Source organism: Pseudomonas sp. NPDC087598, assembly GCF_044743525.1.
In the GTDB taxonomy this organism is placed as follows: Bacteria; Pseudomonadota; Gammaproteobacteria; order Pseudomonadales; family Pseudomonadaceae; genus Aquipseudomonas.
Window position 1 is genome coordinate 50,515 of record NZ_JBIUWQ010000021.1, and the last position, 23,382, is coordinate 73,896.

18 protein-coding genes are annotated in these 23,382 nt (G+C 61.2%); 4 read left to right on the forward strand and 14 right to left on the reverse strand.

The features are described from left to right. Positions 1-21 precede the first annotated feature (21 nt). Positions 22-519 (forward strand): hypothetical protein, encoded by a 498-nt coding sequence (locus ACIOWE_RS13935; protein ID WP_201236459.1) that lies wholly within the window; start codon positions 22-24, stop codon positions 517-519. 376 nt (positions 520-895) lie between these two features. On the opposite strand, the gene ACIOWE_RS13940 is transcribed toward ACIOWE_RS13935, so the two are convergent. Continuing rightward, entirely contained in the window at positions 896-2,665 is a 1,770-nt protein-coding gene (locus ACIOWE_RS13940; protein WP_401392193.1) for a flavin monoamine oxidase family protein, read from the reverse strand. Between the two features lie 223 nt (positions 2,666-2,888). Here ACIOWE_RS13940 and ACIOWE_RS13945 point away from each other — a divergent pair, with 223 nt between their 5' ends. Next, positions 2,889-4,295: an adenosylmethionine--8-amino-7-oxononanoate transaminase gene (locus ACIOWE_RS13945; protein ID WP_201236457.1), complete on the forward strand. Its 1,407-nt coding sequence runs from the start codon at positions 2,889-2,891 to the stop codon at positions 4,293-4,295. A gap of 210 nt (positions 4,296-4,505) precedes the next feature. Continuing rightward, on the forward strand, positions 4,506-5,225 hold the full coding sequence (locus ACIOWE_RS13950; protein WP_401392197.1) for a 16S rRNA (uracil(1498)-N(3))-methyltransferase: 720 nt from the start codon (positions 4,506-4,508) through the stop codon (positions 5,223-5,225). Between the two features lie 186 nt (positions 5,226-5,411). On the opposite strand, the gene ACIOWE_RS13955 is transcribed toward ACIOWE_RS13950, so the two are convergent. After that, positions 5,412-6,029: a hemolysin III family protein gene (locus ACIOWE_RS13955; RefSeq protein ID WP_025109169.1), complete on the reverse strand. Its 618-nt coding sequence runs from the start codon at positions 6,027-6,029 to the stop codon at positions 5,412-5,414. Positions 6,030-6,171: 142 nt separating this feature from the next. Between ACIOWE_RS13955 and ACIOWE_RS13960 the strand changes: the two genes are divergently transcribed. After that, positions 6,172-7,086: a LysR substrate-binding domain-containing protein gene (locus ACIOWE_RS13960; RefSeq protein WP_095187015.1), complete on the forward strand. Its 915-nt coding sequence runs from the start codon at positions 6,172-6,174 to the stop codon at positions 7,084-7,086. Positions 7,087-7,191: 105 nt separating this feature from the next. Here the strand turns inward: ACIOWE_RS13960 and madM are convergent, their stop codons facing one another. The 12 genes from madM to ACIOWE_RS14020 all read right to left on the reverse strand — a co-directional run bounded on the left by madM (position 7,192) and on the right by ACIOWE_RS14020 (position 23,266). After that, entirely contained in the window at positions 7,192-7,956 is a 765-nt protein-coding gene (gene madM / locus ACIOWE_RS13965; protein WP_401392201.1) for a malonate transporter subunit MadM, read from the reverse strand. A gap of 5 nt (positions 7,957-7,961) precedes the next feature. Further along, complete coding sequence (gene madL / locus ACIOWE_RS13970) at positions 7,962-8,354, reverse strand: malonate transporter subunit MadL (RefSeq protein ID WP_201236455.1); 393 nt, start codon at positions 8,352-8,354, stop codon at positions 7,962-7,964. 66 nt (positions 8,355-8,420) lie between these two features. Further along, on the reverse strand, positions 8,421-9,341 hold the full coding sequence (mdcH, locus tag ACIOWE_RS13975; protein WP_401392205.1) for a malonate decarboxylase subunit epsilon: 921 nt from the start codon (positions 9,339-9,341) through the stop codon (positions 8,421-8,423). Beyond that, positions 9,338-9,958: a malonate decarboxylase holo-ACP synthase gene (locus ACIOWE_RS13980; RefSeq protein WP_401392208.1), complete on the reverse strand. Its 621-nt coding sequence runs from the start codon at positions 9,956-9,958 to the stop codon at positions 9,338-9,340. Before ACIOWE_RS13980 ends, mdcH begins: the two co-directional genes overlap by 4 nt. Further along, positions 9,952-10,737, reverse strand: coding sequence for a biotin-independent malonate decarboxylase subunit gamma (mdcE, locus tag ACIOWE_RS13985; protein ID WP_401392211.1), 786 nt, complete (start codon positions 10,735-10,737; stop codon positions 9,952-9,954). The genes ACIOWE_RS13980 and mdcE overlap by 7 nt, the downstream gene beginning before the upstream one ends. Next, positions 10,734-11,585 (reverse strand): biotin-independent malonate decarboxylase subunit beta, encoded by an 852-nt coding sequence (locus ACIOWE_RS13990; RefSeq protein WP_401392214.1) that lies wholly within the window; start codon positions 11,583-11,585, stop codon positions 10,734-10,736. The genes mdcE and ACIOWE_RS13990 overlap by 4 nt, the downstream gene beginning before the upstream one ends. Beyond that, positions 11,578-11,877: a malonate decarboxylase subunit delta gene (locus ACIOWE_RS13995; protein WP_003229075.1), complete on the reverse strand. Its 300-nt coding sequence runs from the start codon at positions 11,875-11,877 to the stop codon at positions 11,578-11,580. Before ACIOWE_RS13995 ends, ACIOWE_RS13990 begins: the two co-directional genes overlap by 8 nt. Beyond that, positions 11,877-12,749: a triphosphoribosyl-dephospho-CoA synthase gene (locus ACIOWE_RS14000; RefSeq protein WP_401392217.1), complete on the reverse strand. Its 873-nt coding sequence runs from the start codon at positions 12,747-12,749 to the stop codon at positions 11,877-11,879. The genes ACIOWE_RS13995 and ACIOWE_RS14000 overlap by 1 nt, the downstream gene beginning before the upstream one ends. Continuing rightward, positions 12,749-14,419 (reverse strand): malonate decarboxylase subunit alpha, encoded by a 1,671-nt coding sequence (gene mdcA, locus ACIOWE_RS14005; protein WP_401392220.1) that lies wholly within the window; start codon positions 14,417-14,419, stop codon positions 12,749-12,751. The genes ACIOWE_RS14000 and mdcA overlap by 1 nt, the downstream gene beginning before the upstream one ends. 414 nt (positions 14,420-14,833) lie before the next feature. Next, a complete protein-coding gene (locus tag ACIOWE_RS14010) occupies positions 14,834-15,304 on the reverse strand; it encodes a chemotaxis protein CheW (RefSeq protein WP_201236447.1) in 471 nt (156 codons plus the stop codon). Beyond that, complete coding sequence (locus ACIOWE_RS14015; protein WP_401392224.1) at positions 15,297-21,200, reverse strand: Hpt domain-containing protein; 5,904 nt, start codon at positions 21,198-21,200, stop codon at positions 15,297-15,299. The genes ACIOWE_RS14010 and ACIOWE_RS14015 overlap by 8 nt, the downstream gene beginning before the upstream one ends. 11 nt (positions 21,201-21,211) lie before the next feature. Then, complete coding sequence (locus ACIOWE_RS14020) at positions 21,212-23,266, reverse strand: methyl-accepting chemotaxis protein (protein WP_401392227.1); 2,055 nt, start codon at positions 23,264-23,266, stop codon at positions 21,212-21,214. Positions 23,267-23,382: the final 116 nt, after the last annotated feature.

Below are 23,382 nucleotides of genomic sequence, written 5' to 3' on the forward strand. Positions count from 1 at the left end.
TTCATTGAGAAGGTGAAATACATGGCTCTCCGTTATACCCCCTTTCAAGCAAGCGGTTCATCAGTGTTACCTCCGAACCAAACAATGTCTCCTGGGCAATACTTGCAATCGGAAAATGGCCGATTTCGTCTAATATTGCAGAGTGATGGAAACCTGGTAATCAAAGAAGGTGAAACCGTCATTTGGATCGCCGACAGCAACCAGCCTTACAGTGCAACTTTGCATCCAAAGAAAATGCGCGAGACGCTGCAATTTGTCATCAGCAATAACGGCTTTCTTTACGACCCTTCCAGACGGCGACTATGGATCGCTGAAGGTACTCACAGCCTTGACAAGTCACTGTGGTACAACACTTTCATGAGTATTCAGGATGATGGAAATCTGGTCATTTACGATCAGCGCACAGGGAGTCTGCGCTGGGCACGCGCAGGCTTTACCCCTGGGAGAATTCGGAAACCAAAGCAGAGATGGCTCAGAAACTTACCCGACGGTACGCAGTTCTTCAAATGGGAGTTTTAATCGCCCCTGCATTTTTATTACTGATTAGTTCCTGAGAACCGGTGGCGGTTGTAAACAATCCGCGCTGTAGGGATCTATCTGGCATTTATGGGCAAGTTCAGAGCCATATCCCCCTGGAAAAAAATGTCCATTTGCACAACCGCAAAGTGCTATTAGCAGAAAAATTATCGCAAACGCTTTCATAGAATATCTCCAATTTTTCTCAAGAATATAATTGGAGATCAGGTACCCGCTATCACTCCGTTCTGATTGTTTTGTGGGAAGCATCCGGTGCAGAGGTAAGACCCGATACTGCACAACTGAAGCTGGGGGAGATGTTTTTAAAAGCAAAAAAAAACGCGGCCCTTATGGCCGCGTTTTTTATTGAAGCAAAGCCTTACTGCGCCTTGGTCTCAGTCGCTGCAGCAGGTTTCGCCGCTGGCTTCTTCGCCGGCTCAGCCTTTTTCGCTGCCGGTTTGGCCGCAGGTTTCTTCGCCTCGGTCTTCGCTGCTGGCTTCTTCGCCGCAGGCTTGGCGGCCGCTTTCTTCGCCGGCTCGGCTTTCACCGGGGTCGCTGGCTTCGGTGCTTCCACCGGAGCTGGCGCAGGTGCCGGAGTTGGCGCAGGCGCTGGAGCAACTGGTGCTGGAGCCGGCTCAGGGGCCTTCACAGGCTCTGGCTTCTTGTCGTCATCCGAACCGCCGAACAGGTTGCTGAAGAAGTTGCCCTTCTTCGCTGCCACGGCACCCGCCGCGCCTGCCGCTGCTGCAGCCGGCACCACTTTGGCTGGCTCGAACGATTTGCCCGCCGCCAGATCCTCAACCTGACTGGCCGCACGCTGACCGGTGCGCAGGGCGCCTTCCAGTGTGCCCGGGTACAAGGTGTCGGTGTGTTCGCCGGCGAACGCTACGCGTTGCAGCGGACGTTCCCAGATCCGCCAGAACTTGCTGATCTGGCCCGGGCCGTAAGCCAGGTACGCGCCACCCATCGACGGGTCGGTGCTGTAGCGACGGATTTCATAACCGGTGAACGAGCCACGGGCCTGTGGATAGAAGGCGTGCAGACGGATCAGTACCTGATCGACCATCTGCTTGTCGCCGAACGCCTGCATCACACGGGCGTTGTCGCCGGACAAGTTGATCACCACGTTGGCGCCGCCCTTTAGCGCCGGCTCGATCCAGAGCATGCCCAGACCGGCGTTGCTGTAGATCTCGCCGGACATGCGCGCCTTGCTTTCCCACACGGGCGTCTTGAACTTCAGCATGATCTGGTCGCGCCAGCCGTAGTTGGTGCCCTTGATCGCGGCCAGGTGCTGAGCATCCAGCGCCGGGGTCATCTGAATCTTGTTCAGAGCGCGCAGCGGTACTGCCAACACAACGTAATCCGCCTGATAACCAACAGCGCCGACCTTGACGGTCACGCCGTCCTTGTCCTGGTTGATGGAGGATACCGGGGAGTTGGTCTTGATGATTTTCAGTTGTTTAACGAACGCCTGCGCCAGTACCTGGCTGCCGCCGACCAGACGCGAAGCTCGCAGGTCACGGTCGGAGATGCCGCGATACACGCGGTTCTGCTGGGCGAAATACAGCAGCGACAGACGCGAAGGTTCGTCGTAGTGGGTGCGGATGTCCTGGTTGATCAACTGACGTGCAGTGGCCGGCAGGTTCTGTTTGTCGAGCCAGCTCGACACGTTGATCTGATCCAGCGCGTGCAGAGTGGCGTTCGCCGCCGGGTTCTGCGGATCGTCGATCGAGCGTGCCAGATCGTCGAGGGTTTTCTGATAGCGCTTCAAGGCATCGGCGGTGGCCGGTTGCTTGGTCGCCAGATCAGCAGCAGAGAAATACTCGCCGTCGATCAGATAACCCGGGGTGCGCACGAATTCCGGAGCTGGCGTGGTGCCCAGCTTGAACGTCGAGACGTACTTGTTCAGCACCGGCTGCGTCTTGTCGTTGCCGATCCACTCGCTGGTGGCCATGCCCGAACGCCCGCCCAGGCTCGGTTTGGCTTCCAGCAGCGTGACCTGCCAGCCCTTGTTTTGCAGTTCGTAAGCAGCGGTCAGACCCGACAGGCCGCCACCGATCACGATTGCAGTTTTATCCTTGGCCAGCGCTGTAACGCTGAACAGCCCCAACATCACCAGCGCACAGGCGCGCAGCCAACCGACAGACATTCAGCGAACTCCGGAAAAACACGTAGGAAAAAGCAGTTTTGCGGGTCAGACGACCAAAAGAACCGCGAAGAATACGTCAGCCATCAAAACGCCGCCAGCGACGTCTATCGGCCCATACAAAGTAGCTCAATCGACACAATGGGTTGTTCCGGCGCGACGCATTGCATAGGCTTGCGCGATTGTTTGCCCGCGCCTGACGCGAGCCGCCTCGAGGAGACTGTAAATGGGCCTGAATAACCAGTGGATGCAACGCGACCTCGCGGTGCTGTGGCATCCCTGCACCCAGATGAAAGACCACGAACAGCTGCCGCTGATCCCGATCAAGCGCGGCGAAGGCGTCTGGCTTGAAGACTTCGAAGGCAAGCGCTACCTCGACGCGGTCAGCTCGTGGTGGGTCAACGTGTTCGGCCATGCCAACCCGCGGATCAACCAGCGCATCAAGGATCAGGTCGATCAACTGGAACACGTGATTCTGGCCGGTTTCAGCCATCAACCCGTGATCGAGTTGTCCGAGCGTCTGGTGAAGATGACGCCGGAAGGCCTGAATCGGGTGTTCTACGCCGATAATGGCTCGTCCTGCATCGAAGTCGCGCTGAAGATGAGCTTTCACTACTGGCTCAATCGCGGCGCACCTGCGAAGAAGCGCTTCGTCACCCTGACCAACAGCTACCACGGCGAAACCATGGCGGCGATGGCGGTCGGCGACGTGCCGCTGTTCACCGAGACCTACAAAGCGCTGCTGATGGACACCATCAAAGTGCCGAGCCCGGATTGCTACGGGCGCCCGCAAGGCATGAGTTGGGAAGAACACTCGCGCAACATGTTCGCCGCCATGGAACAGACCCTCGCCGAGAACCACGACAGCGTCGCCGCAGTGATTGTCGAGCCGCTGATCCAGGGCGCCGGCGGCATGCGCATGTATCACCCGGTGTACCTCAAACTGCTGCGCGAGGCCTGCGACCGTTACGGCGTGCATTTGATCCTCGACGAAATCGCCGTTGGTTTCGGCCGCACCGGGACCATGTTCGCCTGCGAGCAGGCCGGCATCCGTCCGGACTTCCTCTGCCTGTCCAAGGCCCTGACCGGCGGCTATCTGCCGCTGGCGGCGTGCCTGACCACCGACGAGGTCTACAGCGCGTTCTACGACGACTATCCAACCCTGCGCGCCTTCCTCCACTCGCACAGCTACACCGGTAATCCGCTGGCCTGTGCGGCGGCGTTGGCAACGCTGGATATCTTCGAGCAGGACAACGTCATCGAGAACAACAAGGTGTTGGCTCAGCGCATGGCCTCGGCAACGGCGCATCTGGTCGATCACCCGAACGTCTCCGAAGTGCGTCAGACCGGCATGGTTCTGGCCATCGAGATGGTCAAGGATAAAGCCACGAAAGAGCCCTACCCTTGGCAGGAACGCCGTGGTTTGAAGGTATTCCAGCATGCGCTGGAGCGCGGCGCGTTGCTGCGGCCGCTGGGCAGTGTGGTGTATTTCCTGCCACCGTACGTGATCACCCCGGAGCAGATCGACTTCCTCGCCGAAGTCGCCAGCGAAGGCATCGACATTGCTACGCGTGACAGCGTCAGCGTGGCCGTGCCGAAGGATTTCCACCCGGGCTTCCGCGATCCGGGCTGATCTCCTGAACGATCATGCCCCCCCTGTGGCGAGGGAGCTTGCTCCCGCTGGAGGCCGAAGGACTCCCAAAACCGGCCGACGCAATACAGCAGAAATACCGCGCCGACTGGTTTTACGACTGCTGCGCAGCCGAGCGGGAGCAAGCTCCCTCGCCACACAAGCAAGACATCAGTAAGCCGTAACTCTGAGCCCATTTTTTAGAGACCCGAAATGAGACTGTCCCGCTTCTTTATCGACGCCCCCCTGAGCACCGGCGAACACGAATTGCCGGAGGCCCAGGCGCATTACATCAGTCGCGTGCTGCGCATGGCCGAGGGCGATGCGGTGCAGCTGTTCGACGGTTCCGGCCATGAATTTCGCGGATCGCTGGTGGAAGTCGGCAAGAAACGCGTGGTCGTGCAGATCGACGAGCAATTCGCCGGGCAGGTCGAATCGCCGCTGCAGATCCACCTCGGCCAAGGCTTGTCCCGTGGCGAGCGGATGGACTGGGCGATCCAGAAAGCCACTGAACTGGGTGTGAATGAAATCACCCCGATCTTCAGCGACCGCTGCGAAGTCCGCCTCAAGGACGAACGCGCCGACAAACGCCTGCTGCACTGGCGCCAGGTAGCGATCAGCGCTTGCGAGCAGTGTGGGCGTTCGCGGGTGCCGGTGATTCATCCGCCGGTGTTGCTGGCCGATTGGCTGAAGCAGACTGAGGCCGAATTGAAACTGGTGCTGCACCCGGTGGCCGAGCCGCTGGTGAGTCATGCCAAACCGGCGACGCTGGCGTTCCTGATCGGGCCTGAAGGCGGTTTGACTGACGCCGAAGTCGAGCAGGCCAAAGGCAACGGCTTCCACGCCGCCCGCCTCGGCCCGCGCGTGTTGCGCACCGAGACGGCGCCGGTGGTTGCACTGGCGGTGGCCCAGCAACTTTGGGGTGATTTCTAAAGCCCCATCGCTGGCAAGCCTGCTCCCACAAGAGATCCTGTGTGTGCACACATGTTGTGTTCACTGGATATCTACTGTGGGAGCGAGCCTGCTCGCGAAAGCGGTGTATCAGCCAACATCAGCATCGGCTGGACTGATGCCTTCGCGAGCAGGCTCGCTCCCACAGGGGATTGGGGATGACTCGGTCTAGAGGACATAAAACAAAATCGCGACGAAGTGCAGCAAACTCCCGGCAATCACGAACAGATGCCAGATCCCGTGCGCATGCCGCAGCCTGTGATCAAGGGCAAAAAAGATAATCCCCACCGTGTACAAAACCCCGCCCGACGCCAGCCAGGCAAACCCGGTGGTGCCCAGCGCCGCGATCAATGGTTTAACCGCCACCAGCACGATCCAGCCCATCACCGCATAGATCACGATCGACAGGATCCGCGCCTCGGAGCGCGGCTTGATCTCTTGCAGAATGCCGATCAGCGCCAGCCCCCAGACAATCCCGAACAGCGTCCAGCCCCACGGCCCGCGCAAGGTCACCAGACAGAACGGCGTGTAACTGCCGGCAATCAACAGGTAGATCGAAAAGTGATCAACCTTTTTCATGATGGCTTTTTTGCGCCCGCGCACGCTGTGATAAACGGTCGAGGCGCTGTAGAGCACCAGCAAAGTGAACGCGTAAATCGCCACACTGACAATCTTCCACGGACTGCCGTCGAGGCTGGCGATCACCAGCATCCATACGCCGCCGATAAATGCTGCCACCGCCCCGACCAGATGCGTCCAGGCGTTCAATCGTTCTCCGTGATACATGTATCGCTTACCTCAAAATTCATTACCGCAGCGCGCAAGGCTCAGGCCTTGAGCGTAAAAGCGCAATGTTTCTGTTCAACACGAGCCTGCGCACGTCGTGGTTATTGGGCACAATCGGCCGATACCAAAAAGAGTCCGCGCCATGCTGATCGACGAAGAATTGACCCTGAAAAAACTCGAGGTGTTCCTCGCCTTCATGCGCACCGGCAACCTCGCCCGCGCCGCTGCCGAGTTGCAGACCAGCAATGTCAGCGTGCATCGCGCGATTCACTCGCTGGAAAGCGCCCTGCGCTGTCCGCTGTTCAAACACGAAGGCCGCAACCTGACGCCGCTGGAAAGCGCCTATGTGCTGGAAGAACGCGCGCAGAAACTGATTCAGGACGTGGTCGAAAGCGTACGCCTGACCCGCGAAGCTGCCGGTTTTTCTGCCGAACGCTTCAAGCTTGGCTCGCTGTATTCGCTGACGGTGAAGACCGTGCCGCAACTGATCATGGGTCTGAAGATCCGCCGCAGCGAACTCAACATCGATCTGATCCTCGGCTCGAACATCGACCTGCTCTACAAGCTGAAAAACATGGAAGTCGACGCGATTCTGGTGTCGCTGGACGACAGCATCAACGACCCGGATTGCGAGCAGATTGCGCTGTTCTCCGATGACATCTTCCTCGCGACGCCGGCGGATTCAAGGTTCGCCCAGCGCAGTGAGGTCGATCTGGCAGAAGTGCGCGATGAAACCTTCATCACCCTGACCCAGGGCTTTGCCACCCATCAGGACGGTAATCGGGTGTTCAAGCAAGCGGGGTTCGAACCGAAAGTCGCGATGCAGGTGAATGACATCTTCACGCTGCTGAGCATGGTCAGTTCCGGGGTCGGTTATGCGTTGCTGCCAGGAAGGATTGCGGCGGTGTACGAAAATCGGGTGAAGCTGATTCCGTTGCAGGAGAAGTATCGGTTGCAGCAGCACATTGGCGTGGTGTTTCTGAAGGCCAAGGAGCGCGATCCGAATTTGCTGGCGTTGCTGGCGGAATGTCGGATGTATGCCAATCGCCAGGCCTGAAACCGAGGCGCCTCATTCGCGAGCAGGCTCGCTCCCACAGGGAAATGCATTCCAAGTGTGGGAGCGAGCCTGCTCGCGAAGGCGTCAGTCCAGACAGCAGATGCCTTAGCCCAACAAGCCGCGCATCAGCAGAAACAACAGCGAAGGCCCGAGCAAACACCCAAGCGCGGTATAGAACGCCGCCGTCAGGCACCCATAAGGCACCAGTTTCGGATCGGTCGCCGCCAAACCGCCAGCCACGCCGCTGGACGTCCCCATCAAGCCGCCAAAGATCACCGCACTGCGCGGGTTGTTCAGGCCGATCATCGGCGCCACGAACGGCGTCATCACCATCACCAGAATCGCCTTGATCAGCCCCGCCGCAATCGACAACGCCATGACTTCCGAACTGGCCCCAATCGCCGCCCCCGTCACTGGTCCGACAATGTAAGTCACCGCTCCCGCGCCAATGGTGGTCAGGCTCACCGCATCGGTATAACCGAAGGCCATCGCCACACCGACCCCGGTGACAAACGACGTGCCCACACCGACAAACAGCGCCAGCACCCCGACAAACCCGGCGCGCTTCAGCTCATCGACACTGACGCCAAACGCCGTCGCAACAATCGCGAAATCGCGCAACATGGCGCCGCCGAGCAAACCGATGCCCGACAGCAGCGGAATATCCACCACGCCTTTCTGCCCGCCGGTCAGCGCACCGCCGACATACGACAGCAGCAGCCCAAGCAGAATGGCGATGGCCGAGCCGTGCAAACGGCCCTTGGTGAAAGTGTTGGACATCCAGTAGGACACCCACATGGTCAAGCCGACAATCAGGAAACCGCTGATCAAGCCGTAGCCGGTGATGACTTTCATCATGGATTCGTACATGGCGCTCACCCCGCAGTCTTGGCAGGAGCGATTGGCGTCGCATCCTTGTTACCGAGGCGTACCAGCACCGGCACCATGGCAAAGGCAATCACCACCGCCAGGGTTCCCGCGAGGATCGCCATCGGCCCGCCCTTCAGCGCGCCGTAAACATTCTGCTGCGCCGCCATGGCGACCACGATCGGAATGTAGATCGCACTCCAGAACTCGACGCCCTGCTCGGTCTTGCCCTTGAGCCAGCCGCTTTTGTTCAGGTAACTGCCCAGACCGATCAACAGCAGCATCGCAATGCCGACGCCGCCGACGTTGGCCGGCACGCCGATCAACTTGCCGAGCAGCTCACCGACCCAGATACCCACCAGCGTACAAAAAGCGAGAAACGCCACACCGTAAATAATCATTGTTGTAGTCCTCAAAGTGCATCGTCGAATGTTGTTTTTGTTGTTCGAAGCTTGAGTCGCGGCGGTTTAGAGTGGGCGGCTTCCCTCCTCGCGCAGCAGCGCCTGCAAGGTGTCGAGGCGAGCACTGTCGAAGGCAGTGACGGTGCCTTGCTCGAACACCCGGCGCGCCAGTCCGGTCAGTACGGCACCGGGCGGCAATTCGATTTGTAGACGCACACCGCGCTCGTAGGCGCTTTGCACGGTGCCGCGCCAATCCACCACGCGGCACATGTTGCAGGCGAGATCGTCGCGCAGCGCTGCTACTTTGGTCACAGGACGCGCGCGGCTGCCGCTCAGGTAAGCAATCTGCGGCGTTTTCAGTTCAACCTTGGCGAAAGCTTCGGCGAGGGTTTGCGCCGGGTTTTCCAGCAGCGGACAGTGCGACGGCACACTCACCGCCAGACGTTTCGCCAGACCGGCACCACGACTGCGCGCTTTTTCGGCCACGACTTGCATGGCCTTGTCGCTGCCGGCGATCACCACCTGGTTATCGGCATTGATGTTGGCCAGATACACCGGCATTGCCTCGCTGTGCACCTGCGCCAGCAGCGTTTCGACTGTGGATAATTGCAGGCCGATGATCGCGGTCATGCCGTAGCCCTGTGGATAAGCCTGTTGCATCAATTCACCGCGCAGGCTGACCAGATGCAACGCATCGCTGAAGCTCAACGCCCCGGCGACCACCGCTGCCGGGTAAGCGCCGATGGACAGACCGGCGACGTAATCCGCCGTTAGCTCGTCCTGCAATAACTGCCGCGACGCAGCGACGCCTGCGATAAGCAGGCAAAGCTGAACCGCCCGCGTGCTGCGCAACGCTTCGCTGGAATCCAGCAACGAGACATCTTCGCCAAGCACATCGCTGGCCTCGACCAAAGTTTCGCGAGGCAAACGCTGAAGCATGCCTGCTTGCTGCGCACCCTGGCCGGGGAATACCAACAGACTGCTCACGCTGCCTGCTCCTGCGGGTTCCACGGATCGGCGACCAGGCAAGCCTGATCGGCATTTTTCAGCAGCACCCGCGACGCACCGCTGGCCCATTCACGCAGGGCCACTGCGCCGAACGGCGTCTGCAACTGCAGGTCGACCCGGCACACCGCCTGATCGAATAACGCGACCAGTTTGCGTGCCTGATTACGGGTGAGCAGTTGCGGGGTCCGGAGGATCAGATCGAGATCACTGGCCGCGTGCATCGCTGTAAAACCACTGGCCAACTCAAACCCGACGCTGCCGCTGACGCCCCAGACCCAACCACAGTCATCGAGCATCGGTCGCAGTCGTTTGAGCGCCTGCATGACCGGTAAATCGCGCTCGCAATCGACATGACACAGCGCTTCGGGGCTGACCCGACAGGCGATCGAATCGACCGTCATGAACGCTGCCAGCCGCTGCTCGCGCGACACACCGCGCACGCCGACCGCGACAAAACCTTCAGCACTCAACGCCCGCCGCACCACCACCGGTTGTCCGGCGGCAAGCGACTCGACCGCCCACAGCGGCGCATCCGCCGGCAACTGCGTCGGGGTCATGCCCCAGAGCAAGTCATGAGCCAGAAGCGTTTTCACCACTGCGCCCTCAGCAACTCACGGACTTTGCTGGAGGCCGCACGATTTTTTGCGCCGAGACGATTGCTCAAGTCTGTAGCGGAGATATCGCCAATGGCTTGTTTCAGGCACTCGCTCACTCGCGCCAGATCTTCGGCGGTCGGCTGTTCGATCTGCTGCACCGAGAGGGTTTCCCAGAGCAGACCGAGGCTGGCATAGCTGTCGATGTCATACGCCATCGGCGGCACACTGGCGGCCAGTGCTTCCAGTTCCTCGACACTGCGCAACGTCACCCGCGCCGCCGACGCTTTGCCCATCGCATGCACCATCACCCCGGGATCGCGCAGGGCGATCAAGCGGTTGGCCTGATAACCGTGAGCCAGAAACGCACCTGACATGGCTTTGCCCACCAGCAACGCGATCACTGGATGCCCGGCCAAACGTGCGCGGGCATAACTGTCCGCCGCACCGGCCAGCGCTTGATGAATGCCGAGGGCTTCTTCGCGACGGCCATAAGCCTGGCTCGGCACATCGACGATGGCGATGATCGGGCGCTTCCGGGCTTTATCACGATCGGCAGTGATCGCGTCATCCACAGCCTTGGCCAGACCCCAGCCTTCGAGCAAACCGACTTCGCCATTACGAGCGCGAGGAAAACAACTGTCCGGGTCAGCCACCACAGCGATAAAACGCCCCAGTTGACCGTCAGCAACCTTCAACGAGGCCGGCAGCCCTTCGACCGCCACAGCGCCCGCGCTCAAGGCGTTGAACCAGTTCAAACCGCGCACGGAATAACCACTCATGAGCGCTCTCCTTGATACAGATCGCGAACCACCGAAGGCTCGATTTGCTTGTCAGTGTCCAGGCTCGCCAGCCGTTGCAGAAACCACTCGGCGCGCTGACTCCGCGGTTGCACCGGCAGACCTTGTTGCAGCAGTTCGCCAACCTGCTGACGAATCTGCGCCACGTCATCGGCGACATAACGATCCACCAGACCACTGGCGAATCGCTGCTCGCCACCGGTCAGGCTCCAGATGAAGGGACGGTCGCGGGAATCGTATTCCTCGATCCCGGCTTCCTGTTCGATCACTTGCGGGCCGTTCAAACCGAGGCGTGCTTCCTGAGTCACCAGCAAATAGCTGCACAGCGCCGCGGCAATCGACATGCCGCCAAAGCAACCGACGCTACCGGCGACCACACCGACCACCGGTTGGTACTGCTGCAAATCGACAATCGCCGCATGAATATCGGCAATCGCCGCCAACCCGAGATTGGCTTCCTGCAAACGCACGCCGCCGGTTTCCAGCAACAGGATGGCGCGGGTCGGGATGCCTTTGTGGTTGTCTTCGGCGGCCAGCTCCAGCGCGCCGGCAATCTTCGCCCCGCCGACTTCACCGAGGCTGCCGCCCTGAAACGCACCTTCAATCGCCGCGATCACCACCGGCAAGCCGTCGAGGTTGCCCTTGGCGATCACCACGCCGTCATCGGCTTGCGGCACCACGCCCTGGCGTTCGAGCCATGGCGACATGACGCGTTGAAACGGGTCGAGCAATTCGCGAAAGCTCCCGGCATCGAGCAAGGCTTTCGCCCGTTGCCGCGCACCGAGTTCGACGAAGCTGTGTTTGTGCAAAAGCACTGCGCTGTCAGTCATGGCCGATCTCCTCGAAACCTTGTTCCAGACGCAAACGCACCACGCCCGGCGTCGCGCCGAAATCGTGGATATCGATGGCCATGGCCGGCGGCGTGGTGCCGTCGAACATCCGCGCAAACAGATGCTGCCAGCGCTGCTGCGCACCGTTGACCGAGGTCTGCACATTGATCGTCAGCTTGCCGGCCAGTCCCGGTTCGATCAGCACTTCCAGATCACCCGAGCCGACACAACCCACCAGCGCGCGACCGCGTGGCGGCTGCCCGGCGGGGAATTCAAACGATAGGGTTTCCATCAAAACGCTCCCTGAAGGATGCCGTCGCGCTCGATTCGATCGAGCAGCAAAGTGGCGGCGAGCAAGTCGGCGGCGCCACCGGGCGAGGCATTCAATGCGATGAGTTGTTGATCCAGTTCATGCAGGCGACGACGGCCGCTGAGGCTGGCGCTGCCACCGGCGTCGAGCACCGCTTGCGCACCGTGTTGCATGGCGTGCAGGCCTTGTTCCCCGGCGCGGTAGAGCACGCAGGTGTCGGCGAGGTCGGTCATGATCGCCAGCAAGGCGTCGAGCCGGGCGTTCTGCTCGCCGTTTGCGTTGGCACGGCTGCTTTTGAGTTGCGGCAGACCACGTTGCAGCACCGCGGGGAAGCCGAGTTGCGCCTCTTCGCGGGCACCTCGTGCGCCGTAACGCAGGGCGACTTGGGCGCCGTGGCTCAAAGGTTTTGGTGCGTAGCGGTCATCCAGCAAGGCCAGACGTGCGGCGCGCAGCGTCACGGCATTGGCGCTGGAGGATTGCGGTTCCAGTGCAGCGGCCGTCACCAACAATCCCTGCGCCCAAATTGCGCCGCGATGCGTATTCACACCGTTGGTGGTCGTGAGCATCGCCTGCTCGCCTTCCCGGCCGATCCGGCCAATCGCTTCGCGCAACGGCAGACTGACGTCGCCGATGTCCAACGCTGCCTCGGCCATCTCCTTGAACGCCGGCCACAGTGACAGCGCCGACGCGTGCATCAGGCCCAGGTGCAAATCGGTGTGCGCGCCATTGCCACGACGATCGACCAATGCCGGTTTCGGCGACAGATCGGCTTCGTCGATCAACGCGTCCACCGCCAGATCGGCCAATCGGTCAGCCAGAGACAGCGGTTTCGCTTGCAGGTTAAGTGCGTGCATTACCAGCTCCTGAATTTGGCGGGCGGGTTGTAGAGGCCGCCGGACCACTCGACCAGATCGGCCACGCTCTTCGCCGCGAGCAGTTCACGGGTGGCGTCGGTGCGGCGGATGCCGAGGTCTTCAGGCAGGGCGATAAGACCTTCGCGGCGCATGCGTTCGGTGTCTTTCGGGTTGTGGCGCAGGCCGATGGCAGTCACGCCCGCGACCGCAGCGATCATTGCCTGGCGCTCTTCCAGCGAGCGCGCCTTGTACAGGTAGGCGATGCCTTCTTCGGTGAGCAGGTGGGTGACGTCGTCGCCGTAGATCATGATCGGCGCCAGCGGCATGCCGCTTTTCTTCGCCACGTCCACCGCATCGAGGGTTTCGACGAAGGTCGGTTTACCGCCCTCTTGGAAGGTCTCGACCATTTGCACCACGAGCTTCTTGCCGCGTTCGAGCATCGGTTGCTGCGAGTCGTCGTGGCGCATGTCCAGCCAGGCCGGGGTGCCATGACGACGACCGCGTGGGTCGTGGCCCATGTTCGGTGCACCGCCGAAACCAGCGAGACGCCCACGGGTGACGGTTGAGGAATGGCCGTCGCCATCGACTTGTAGCGTCGCGCCGATAAACAGGTCCACCGCGTACTGTCCGGCGAGTTGGCAGAACATCCGGTTGGAACGCAGTGAGCCGTCGCGGCCGGTGAAGAACACGTCGGGGCGCGCGGCGATGTAGTTTTCCATGCCCAGTTCGGTGCCGAAGCAATGCACGCTTTCGACCCAGCCACTTTCAATCGCCGGGATCAGCGTCGGGTGCGGGTTGAGCGTCCAGTTGCGGCAGATCTTGCCTTTGAGGCCGAGGGATTCGCCGTCGGGCGGCAGGATCAGTTCGATGGCGGCGGTGTTGAAACCGATGCCGTGATTGAGCGACTGCACGTTGTGTTTTTCGTAGATCCCGCGAATCGCCATCATCGCCATCAGCACATGCACAGGCTTGATGTGGCGTGGGTCGCGGGTGAACAGCGGTTCGATGTAGAACGGCTTGTCGGCGACCACGACAAAATCGACCCATGAGGCCGGGATATCGACGCGGGGCAGTTCGCTGACGTCGTCGACCAATTGGTTGACCTGGACGATGACGATGCCGTCGCTGAACGCGGCCGGCTCGATCAGTGCCGGAGTGTCTTCGGTGCTCGGGCCGGTATAGATGTTGCCGGCGCGGTCAGCCATGAACCCGGCCGAGAGCACGACGTTGGGGATCAGGTCCACCACCAGTCGGGCGTAGAGTTCGATGTAGGTGTGGATCGCGCCGATTTCCAGCAAACCGTCTTCAAGCAACTGGCTGATGCGCAGGCTCTGGGTGCCGGCGAAGGAAAAATCAAGCTTGCGGGCGATGCCGCGCTCGAAGAGATCGAGGTGCTCGGAGCGGCCGACGCTGGGCATGATCATGTGCAGGTCGTGGAGTTTTTCGGGATCAGCCTTGGCCAGCGAGCGGGAAAGGAAATCCGCCTGCTTCTGGTTGTTGCCCTCCAGCACCACACGATCGCCGGGATGAATCAGCGCTTCGAGCGCGGCGACGATCTTGTCGGTGGGCAACACCACACCGTCGGCCAGCCCGCGCACCTTGTCGAGGCGACGCTGCTTCTCGTCACGCCGCCGCGTCCAGCGCGAGTCGGGGGAAATTGTTGTTGTCATGCTCACTCCACGGGGTTCGCTGTCGTGGAGCTAACTTAGGCGTGTGGGGTGAGGGCATCAATCAAGCATGGCGGTGAATCATTACGCTGAGCGTAACGTTCACTGCGGCCTTCGCGAGCAGGCTCACTCCCACAGGGGATCTCTGTCGTCCGCAAAAAACCGGGGGGCACTGAAGATCTAATGTGGGAGCGAGCCTGCTCGCGAAGAGGCCAGCCGAAGCAGCGTAAGTTCTGGATAAGTCCGCCGATGAGTCAGGGGGTTGGCCGGCAGGAAGTTGCTGATGCCACTGACCCCATCGCTGGCAAGCCAGCTCCCACAGGTTTTTTTGTGATTCACAAAAACCGAATTCAACTCGGACATTGTGGGAGCTGGCTTGCCAGCGATGAGGTCTGCGAGATCACTGAAAACCCTGGATCAGTCAACAAGTCCCGCATCCACCAACAACTTCTCCAGCCCCAACAGATCCGGCACTTTCGCCACTTGCTCGCCGACCTGCACCGCCGCCTGCTCCAGCGCACACAACGGCACATCGACATAGCTCAACTGACTGTCGAGCTTGTACGAGCGCGGAATCCCCTGCACCAACAGCGCAATGAATTTCAGCTCCGGCAACCCGCCCAGCGCATTGAGAATGACAATCCGCGCCCGCTCGCCAATGACGATTTTCTGCCCGCACGCCGACTCGAAACTCAGCAACGGAATCTGCCGCTCACGCCACATCACCCGCCCCAGATACCACGGCGGCGTGTCCAGATCGAAGGCGCTGGCCTGGTAGTCGATCAGCTCCGCGACCGCCACGTTGGGCAGGATCAGATTGCGATCCGCCAGCGGCAGCAACAGACCGGTGAGTTGGCTGCTGCGCTGATTGTGCCGGCGCTCATGCATGTTTCTTGCTCCAGTGGGCAATGCTTTCGAGCAGCACCGATTCCTGATACGGCTTGCCGAGGTAGTCGTTGACGCCAATGGCCATGGCGCGGTCGCGATGCTTCTGACCGGTGCGCGAAGTGATCATGATGATCGGCAGGTGTTGCAGGCGTTCGTCGTTACGCACTTGCGTGGCGACTTCAAAACCGTCCATGCGCGGCATTTCAATGTCGAGCAGCATCAGGTCGGGCATGTGTTCTTCCAGCAGCAGCATGGCGTCGACGCCGTCCTTGGCGGTCAGCACGTTCATGCCGTGGCGTTCGAGCAAACGGCTGGTGACTTTGCGCACGGTGACCGAGTCGTCGACCACCATCACCAGCAACGGCTTTTGCGGCTCGCTGTCGATGTCCGGCAGCGTCGGATACTGCGCAACCCGCGCCTGCATCGCGCGGATCGGCGCCAACAGATCAAGAATCAGCACCACCCGGCCATCACCCAGAATCGTCGCACCGGACACGCCCTGCACCGCTGCGAACTGCGGGCCGAGGCTCTTCACCACGATCTCGCGAGTGCCGGCCATGGTGTCGACTTGCACGGCGATGCGCCGGTCGTTGTACTGCACCAGCAACACTGGCAACGGCAGGCTTTGGCCAAGCAGTTTCGGCCGTGATGAAGTTTTCAGCAGCTCGCCCAGATAGCACAGCTCATAGCGTTGACCACCGTACTGATAAATCGGCGGATCGAGACGGAAATGCCCGTCCAGATCATTCGGCAAGACACGAACGATACCGTCGATGGTGTTCAGCGGAATCGCGTATTGATCCTCACCGCACTGCACCATCAGCGCACGGTTGACCGACACGGTGAATGGCAAGCGAATGCGAAAATGCACGCCCTGCCCCGGCACCGAATCGATGCTCATGCTGCCGCCCAACTGGCGGACTTCTTCGTGAACCACGTCCATGCCGACGCCGCGCCCGGAAATCTGGGTGATTTTCTCGGCGGTGGAGAACCCCGGCTGGAGGATGAACTGCAACACGTCGCGGTCGCTGATTTCGGCGTCCGGCGCCAGCAAACCACGCTTGATCGCCTTGCGCCGCACGGCTTCCAGCGGCACGCCGGCGCCATCGTCGCGGATGTCGAAAACGATGTCGCCGCCCTCGCGGGACAGGTCGAGGCTGATCTGTCCTTGCGCCGGTTTACCCGCCGCCAGCCGCGCCTCGGCAGATTCCAGACCATGGTCGACGGCGTTGCGCAGCATGTGTTCCAGCGGTGCGGCCATGCGTTCCAGCACGTTGCGATCCATCTCGCCTTCGGCATTGCCGACGACGAAGGCGACGTCTTTGTTCAGCTCTTCGGCGACTTGGCGGACAATGCGTTTGAGGCGCGGCAACATGCGCTCGAACGGCACCATGCGCGTGCGCATCAGGCCTTCCTGCAATTCGGTGTTGATCCGCCCCTGTTGCTGCAACAGGTTCTCGGCGTCGTGGTTACGTCGGTCGAGGGTTTCCTTGAGGTCGAGCAAGTCAGAGGCCGATTCGAACAGCGCCCGCGACAGCTGCTGCAACTGCGAATGACGGTCCATTTCCAGTGGATCGAATTCTTCGTAGCCGAGGCGTTCGGCATCGACCTGCTGACGGCTGAGAATCCGCCCCTGGGTCTCGGTGTCGAGACGGCGCAACTGATCGCGCATGCGCTCGATGGTGGTTTCCATCTCGTTGAGCGCGACCTGCGCATCATTGACTTGCTGCTCGATACGACCCCGGAAGATCGAGGTTTCCCCCGCCAGATTGACCAGTTCGTCGAGCAATTCGGCAGAGACCTTGACCATGTCCGCTGCCGCCTCGGCAGCGGGTGGCGTGGTCTCGGTTTTGACCGGCGAAGGCAACAGTGGCGGCGCTTCAGGCGTCACCGGATGGCTGAAACTCTGGATTGCATTGATCAGCCGATCCGCCGGCGGGCACGGTTGCCCGGCGCGCACGGCATCGAGCATTTGCGCCAGTCGGTCATGGCCGCGCTGCACCAGCGCAAACAGCTCGGTCGACGCAGGCAGCGTGCCGGCAGAAAGGCTTTCGTAAAGGTATTCGAGTTCATGAGCCAGATCGCCAATCGGACCGATCTCGACCATACGCGCGCCGCCCTTGAGGGTGTGCAGATCGCGCAGCAGGGTTTCCACTTCCTGGCGGTTGCCCGGCTCGGCCTGCCAGCGCAACAGCGCGGCGCCGGAGTTTTCGATGATGTCGAAACCTTCTTCGAGGAAGATTTCCAGCAACTCCGGGTCATGCCCGGCGCCTTCGTGATCGATGGCTGGTTGCGGCGTTTCGGCCGTGGCATCTGAGCCCTGACGCAGCTGGCGGATCGACTCGATCAGGTCCAGCGCCGGGTTCAACGGCTGATGGTTTTGCAGTTGTTCGAGCAACAACGCCAAGCGGTCGTGGCTCTTGTGCAGCAATCGGCCAACGGCTTCGCTGTGAATGAAGCGGCGATTCGCCAGACCTTCGTAAAGGCTTTCCAGCTCTTGGGCCAGATCACCGATGGCTTCGACTTCAGCCATGCGCGCACCACCCTTGAGGGTGTGCAAATCGCGTTGCAGTGACGACAGCGGCGCGACGTTGTCCGGGTCGCTCAGCCAGCGCTGCAAGGCTTGCCCGGCGCTGTCGAGAATATCCACCGCTTCTTCAAGAAAGATCTCGACGATCTCGTCGTCCGGTTCGCTCGCGGAGCCGGTTTGGGACAGCTCGGCAGTTGCCGCGCCCAGTTCGCGGATGCTCAAGGTGCGACTGCCATCGCTGCGGATCAGGCCCATGGAGGACGGATCGAGGCTTTCGTCGAGCAGCTCATGCAACGCACGAATCCGCGCAGGCTGCGGCGTGACTTCCTGGCCGGCAGCCAGTTCGTCGAGCATGTTGATCAGCGCTTCGTGGGCATTTTGCGCCTCGTGAAAAAACCGGTCGCTGACCGCAAGGCTGCTCTCTTCCACGGCGCCATAAAGGTCGAGCAATGCCTCGCAGAGCACATCGACCGGGAGCAGGTCCGCGAGGTGCGCGCCTTCGCCCAGGGTGGTCAGTTCATCCAGCAGCGCACTGAGTTCCTGACGTTCGCCGGGATGTTGCTGCCAGCGCTGCAAGAGGTTCTCGGCGTCGAGCAGGATATCCATGCCCTGCGCGAGGAAGTTGTTGAGCAACTGCGGATCACGCTTGATGCGCAAACCGGTGTTCGGCGCATTGAGGATCGATTCCAGGCGCTCGGCGAGCAACGCTTCGGTGCGTTTGATCAGCGATTGCGCGCCGACAATCGGCGCCAGCGGATCGTGCTTGAGCTGACGCAGACCGACACGGAACAGGCCTTCGGCTTCAAGGAGCAATTCCACTTCATCGAGATCGAGCGGCAGTTGATGGGCCTTGAACTCGCGGGCCAGTTGATCGAGCGGCGCCGCCAGTTCGGCTATCGGCAAGACCCCAGCCATCGATGCGCTGCCCTTGAGGGTGTGCAAGGCGCGCTGCAATTCGTCGCTGGCCGGCAGCGGCACATGTTCGGCGGCTTGATCAAGGAAGCGGTTGAGGCTGGCCAAGTGTGTTTCGGCTTCGTTGCGGAAGATCTCCAGCAACAACGGATCAAGTGCCGCGACATCGTCGACATCTTCGGCGCCAAGCGGCTCATCACCCTTGGCCAAGGCGTGAGCACGGGCGGCGAGTTGATCGACATCGCTGCGCTGGCGTTGCGAGTGGGTGGCGAATTCGCTGATCAAGTCCGGCAGCAACAGCACCGTGTCGGTGAGCAGTTGCGGCACCACTGCGCCGGGCTCGACGCTTTGTTCGAGCACACGGTTGAGCAGGTTTTCCACCGCCCAGGCGAGTTCGCCAAGAATCAGCGCACGGACCATGCGCCCACTGCCCTTCAAGGTGTGAAAGGCGCGGCGCAGTTCGGTCAGCGCGGCGCGGTCCTGCGGATTGGCCGACCAGCGCGGCAGGTATTCGTGGAGGACTTCGAGGACCTCGTCGGTCTCTTCGAGGAACACTTCGCGCAGCTCATCATCGACCGGTTCTTCATCGGCCGGCGGCGGCATCAGGCTGCCGGGGGTGATCAGCGCCGGCGGATTGACCGCCGAGACCGGGCTGGCAAGAACGTCGGCCAACGACTGCACAATCTCGGGATCGTCCAGCGCCTGCATGTCCTGCATCACCAGTGCTTCGCTGGGGCTGAGTACATCTTCGAGAACCGGCACGTCGGGCTCTTCATCCGGAAAATAACCGAGGCTGGCGAGACTCTTCTGCGCGACGTCGAGCAACTGTTCGCTCGGGGCCTGCGGGTCGTCGCTCAGGCGTTCAAGGTAATACTCAAGACTGCTGATGACATCGGCCAGGTGATCGAGTTGTTCCCAGCCCGGCTCGTGCGGATCAAGCAGCAAATGTTCGCGGATAAATCCGTTGCAGGCCTCGACCAGACTGGCGGCCCGATTCAGCGGAATCATCGCCAATGCACCACGCACCTGGGTCAGCAGCGCCGGCAGCGGTTGCAGTTGCTGGCGGTCCCAATCGGCGTCGATGTAGTCGACGATCATGTCTTTGGCCTGTTGCAGGCAGATGCGCGCTTCCTTGATGACGATCTGGTGGATCTGCGTCAGGTCCGTCGTGGGCAGACGTGAGTCTTCCGGGCTTTCCGGCTCGACCGTGCCAACCATTCCGGCGAGCGTCGCCTCGACGTAAAGCAGCGCGCCGGCGACGTCCATCAATGTGGCATCGTTGGGTTCGCGATGGCCCTGGGCGAGGCTCAGCACCACCGCGAGCTGATCGATGATGACCTTGCGCGGCTGGCCGAAACCGAGCACCGCGAGCGTGTCGGCGATCTGCCGCAACGGCGCCAGCAGGCTTTCCAGATCGGCAGCATGCTGGCGGTCGCTGCGCACAAACAGGTCGAGGCGTTCCTTGACCCGCACCAGCTCTTCACACAATGCCGCCAGCACCGAGCGCATCGCATCGCGGTCGGGGCCGGCCAGGCGCGCGCGTTCTTCGTCGACCATCGCGCTGTCGGGCAACGCGTCGTCCAGGGAGTAGCGATCTTTCATGGTCAGCATCTGCCCGGTGGGATGTTCGGCCTTGGCAATATAGAACAACAGGCTTTTCAGCAGCTCCGGCGGTGGCGGCTGGTTGAGGCCGCGCATGCCTTGTTCGAGCAGACGTTTGAGTTCCTTGTCGGCGTCCTTGAACAGACTGCGCAGCGCCGGGCTGTTGGCAATGACACCTTCGCGCATGCCTTCGACCAAAGCGGAGGCGACCTGCCACAGCGGACTCAGCGGCGCCTCGCCGCTGAGTGCTTCGAGGCGGCTGAAAACTTTCGCCAGGTAACCGAGGTGAGTCTGATCGTCCTGTTCGCGCAGCAAACCGACCAGTGCCATTTGCAGCGTCTGTCGCAACTTGCGCAGCACGTTCGGCAGCTCTGCCGGCTCCAGCAGCGCCAGCGCGTCTTCGCCGAGCGGCACCAGCTCCGGCAATTGCGGACTGAACAGACTGGTTTCCGAGAGCAGGCTTTCGCCGCGGGCGCTGCGCAAATCGTTGATCAGGGGCAGCACCACCAAAGGCAGATCACGGCGGGCACTTTGCACCCGGTCGAGGTAAATCGGCAGTTGCCCGAGCGCTTGCAGCAACAAGTGCAGGGCTTCGTCGCGATGGCTGACACGCTCGTGTTGCAGGGCTTCGACCAGATGCTCCATTTCTTCGGCGAGCAGCGCGGCGCCGTAGAACTCGACCATCTGCAAGCTGCCGTGGACCTGATGGATATAAGCCAGACACTCGTCCAGCCCGGGAAAGGCCTGCGGATCATCGAGCACGGCTTCAATCGCCTGATGCGCCAGCTTCAGCGTTTCGGCAATTTCGCCTTTGACCCACTCGAGGGCCACATAGTCGTGCCGATTACCCATAACCACTCCGCTTACGCTTTATCCGTCGTCGGCGCTGCCGGCAGGGTGAAACCGGAGACCGAACGGCGCAACTGACTGGCCATTTTCGTCAGATTGCCGATGCTCTCGGCAGTGGCAGTGGAACCCGACGACGTTTGCGTGGTGATCTGCTGGATCACGTTCATCGTCAGGGAAATCTGCCCGGCCGAGGTCGTCTGCTGCTGCGCGGCGTTGGAGATGCTCTGGATCAGCGCCGCAAGCGTCTTCGATACGCCTTCGATTTCCTCCAGAGCCACTCCGGCATCCTGCGCCAGCCGCGCGCCGCGCACCACTTCGGTGGTGGTCTGCTCCATGGAAATCACCGCTTCGTTGGTGTCGGTCTGGATCGCCCGCACCAGTGTTTCGATCTGCCGGGTAGCGGCCGACGAGCGCTCGGCCAGCCGCTGCACTTCGTCGGCGACCACGGCAAAACCACGCCCGGCATCACCGGCCATCGACGCCTGAATTGCGGCGTTGAGGGCGAGGATGTTGGTCTGGTCGGCAATGTCGTCGATCAGGCTGACGATGTCGCCGATTTCCTGCGACGACTCGCCCAGGCGTTTAATGCGCTTGGCAGTGTCCTGGATCTGTTCGCGAATGTTGTCCATGCCGTGGATGGTGTTGTGCACCACTTCGTTACCCTTGTTGGCGATTTCCACCGAACGCTCGGCCACCGCCGAGGACTCGGCGGCGTTGGCCGAGACCTGATCGATGGACTGCGCCATGTCGCTGATCGCCGTCGAGGCTTCGGAAATCTGCTGCGCCTGATGCTCCGAGGCTTGCGCCAGGTGCATGGCGGTGGCCTGGGTTTCCTGTACAGCAGCGGCGACCTGGCCGGCGGTGAGGTTGATCGTCGCGACCAGATCGCGCAGTTGGTCGACGGAATAGTTGATCGAGTCGGCAATGGTGCCAGTGAAGTCTTCGGTCACCGAAGCGGTCACGGTGAGGTCGCCGTCGGCCAGATCCTCGATTTCATCGAGCAGGCGCATGATCGCGTTCTGGTTGCGTTCATTCTTCTCGGCGGTCTCGCGCAACTGGCGATTGGTTTCACGGACCATGACCATGCCGATCAGGATGATCGAGGCCAGGGCCAGTAAACCAAGGACATAGCCACCAATGGTGTCGGTGCTGCGCCCGCCGGCAAGGTTTTCGAAACCGCTGGCCAGGTGCGAGGCTTCGTCGAGCAGGGTTTGCGAGAGGCTGAAGATATTGGTTGCCGACTCACGGACCTTGAACAGCTCCGGCGAGGTTTCGAGGATTTCATCCACAGAGCCTGAAACGAACTGGAACAGCTCGGAAATCTCGCTCAGACGGGCGCGGGCATCGCGGTCTTCGACTTGGGTGATTTTCAGCGTCGGGTTGCCTTGCAGCATGCCGTTGAGTACCTGGCCGAAACGGGTGGCATCGCGTCCAAAGGCATCGGCGGCCTGCTGCGAGTTTTCGTCGCCGGCGAGCACGGTGTTGACCGCGCCAAGGATCCGTTCGGCCAGCAACGATTGACGCTGGGCCATCGCCACTTGCGCGGCCGGAGCGCCACGTTGCAGGAGGATTTCGACAACTTTTTCGTATTCGATCTGCAACTGCGGCACGGTTTCGGCCAGTGTTGCGGCGACCTGATGCAGCGACAGCACAGTCTGTTCGCTGGAGAGAATCGCGTCGGTGTTTTTCAGCAGGCGTTCCCAGTCGAGCTGCACGGCGCGCATTTCCGGGCGCACGGTCGACGGCGCGGGCGGCAGGCCAGTGGCCGGGTCACCCTTTTTCAGGTAACCCCAGCGCTGGGCGAAATCATTGCGCGCATCGCTGAGCAACTTGAACGCGGCAGCCTTGCCGGCGGCGGCTTCGGTGGCGTTCTTGGCAATGCGTTGCGACAGCACGCGCAGCTCACCGGCATGGCCGATGTACTGTTTGTCGTAGTTCGCCTGGGTGTTGAGGTAAGCGAAGTTGGCAAACAGCAGCATGATGAACACGATCAGTGCGATGAACAGCACGATGATCTGCGAGCGACTGCGCGATCCTTCCGCCGGCTTGCCTGTTTTTGCTTTTGTCATCGGTCCTCGCCCTTAACCCACATCTTTCAAACCTGCTGCAATCCCTGTGGGAGCGAGCCTGCTCGCGAAAGCGCTGGGTCAGCCAATATTTATCTTGCCTGACACGCCCTCTTCGC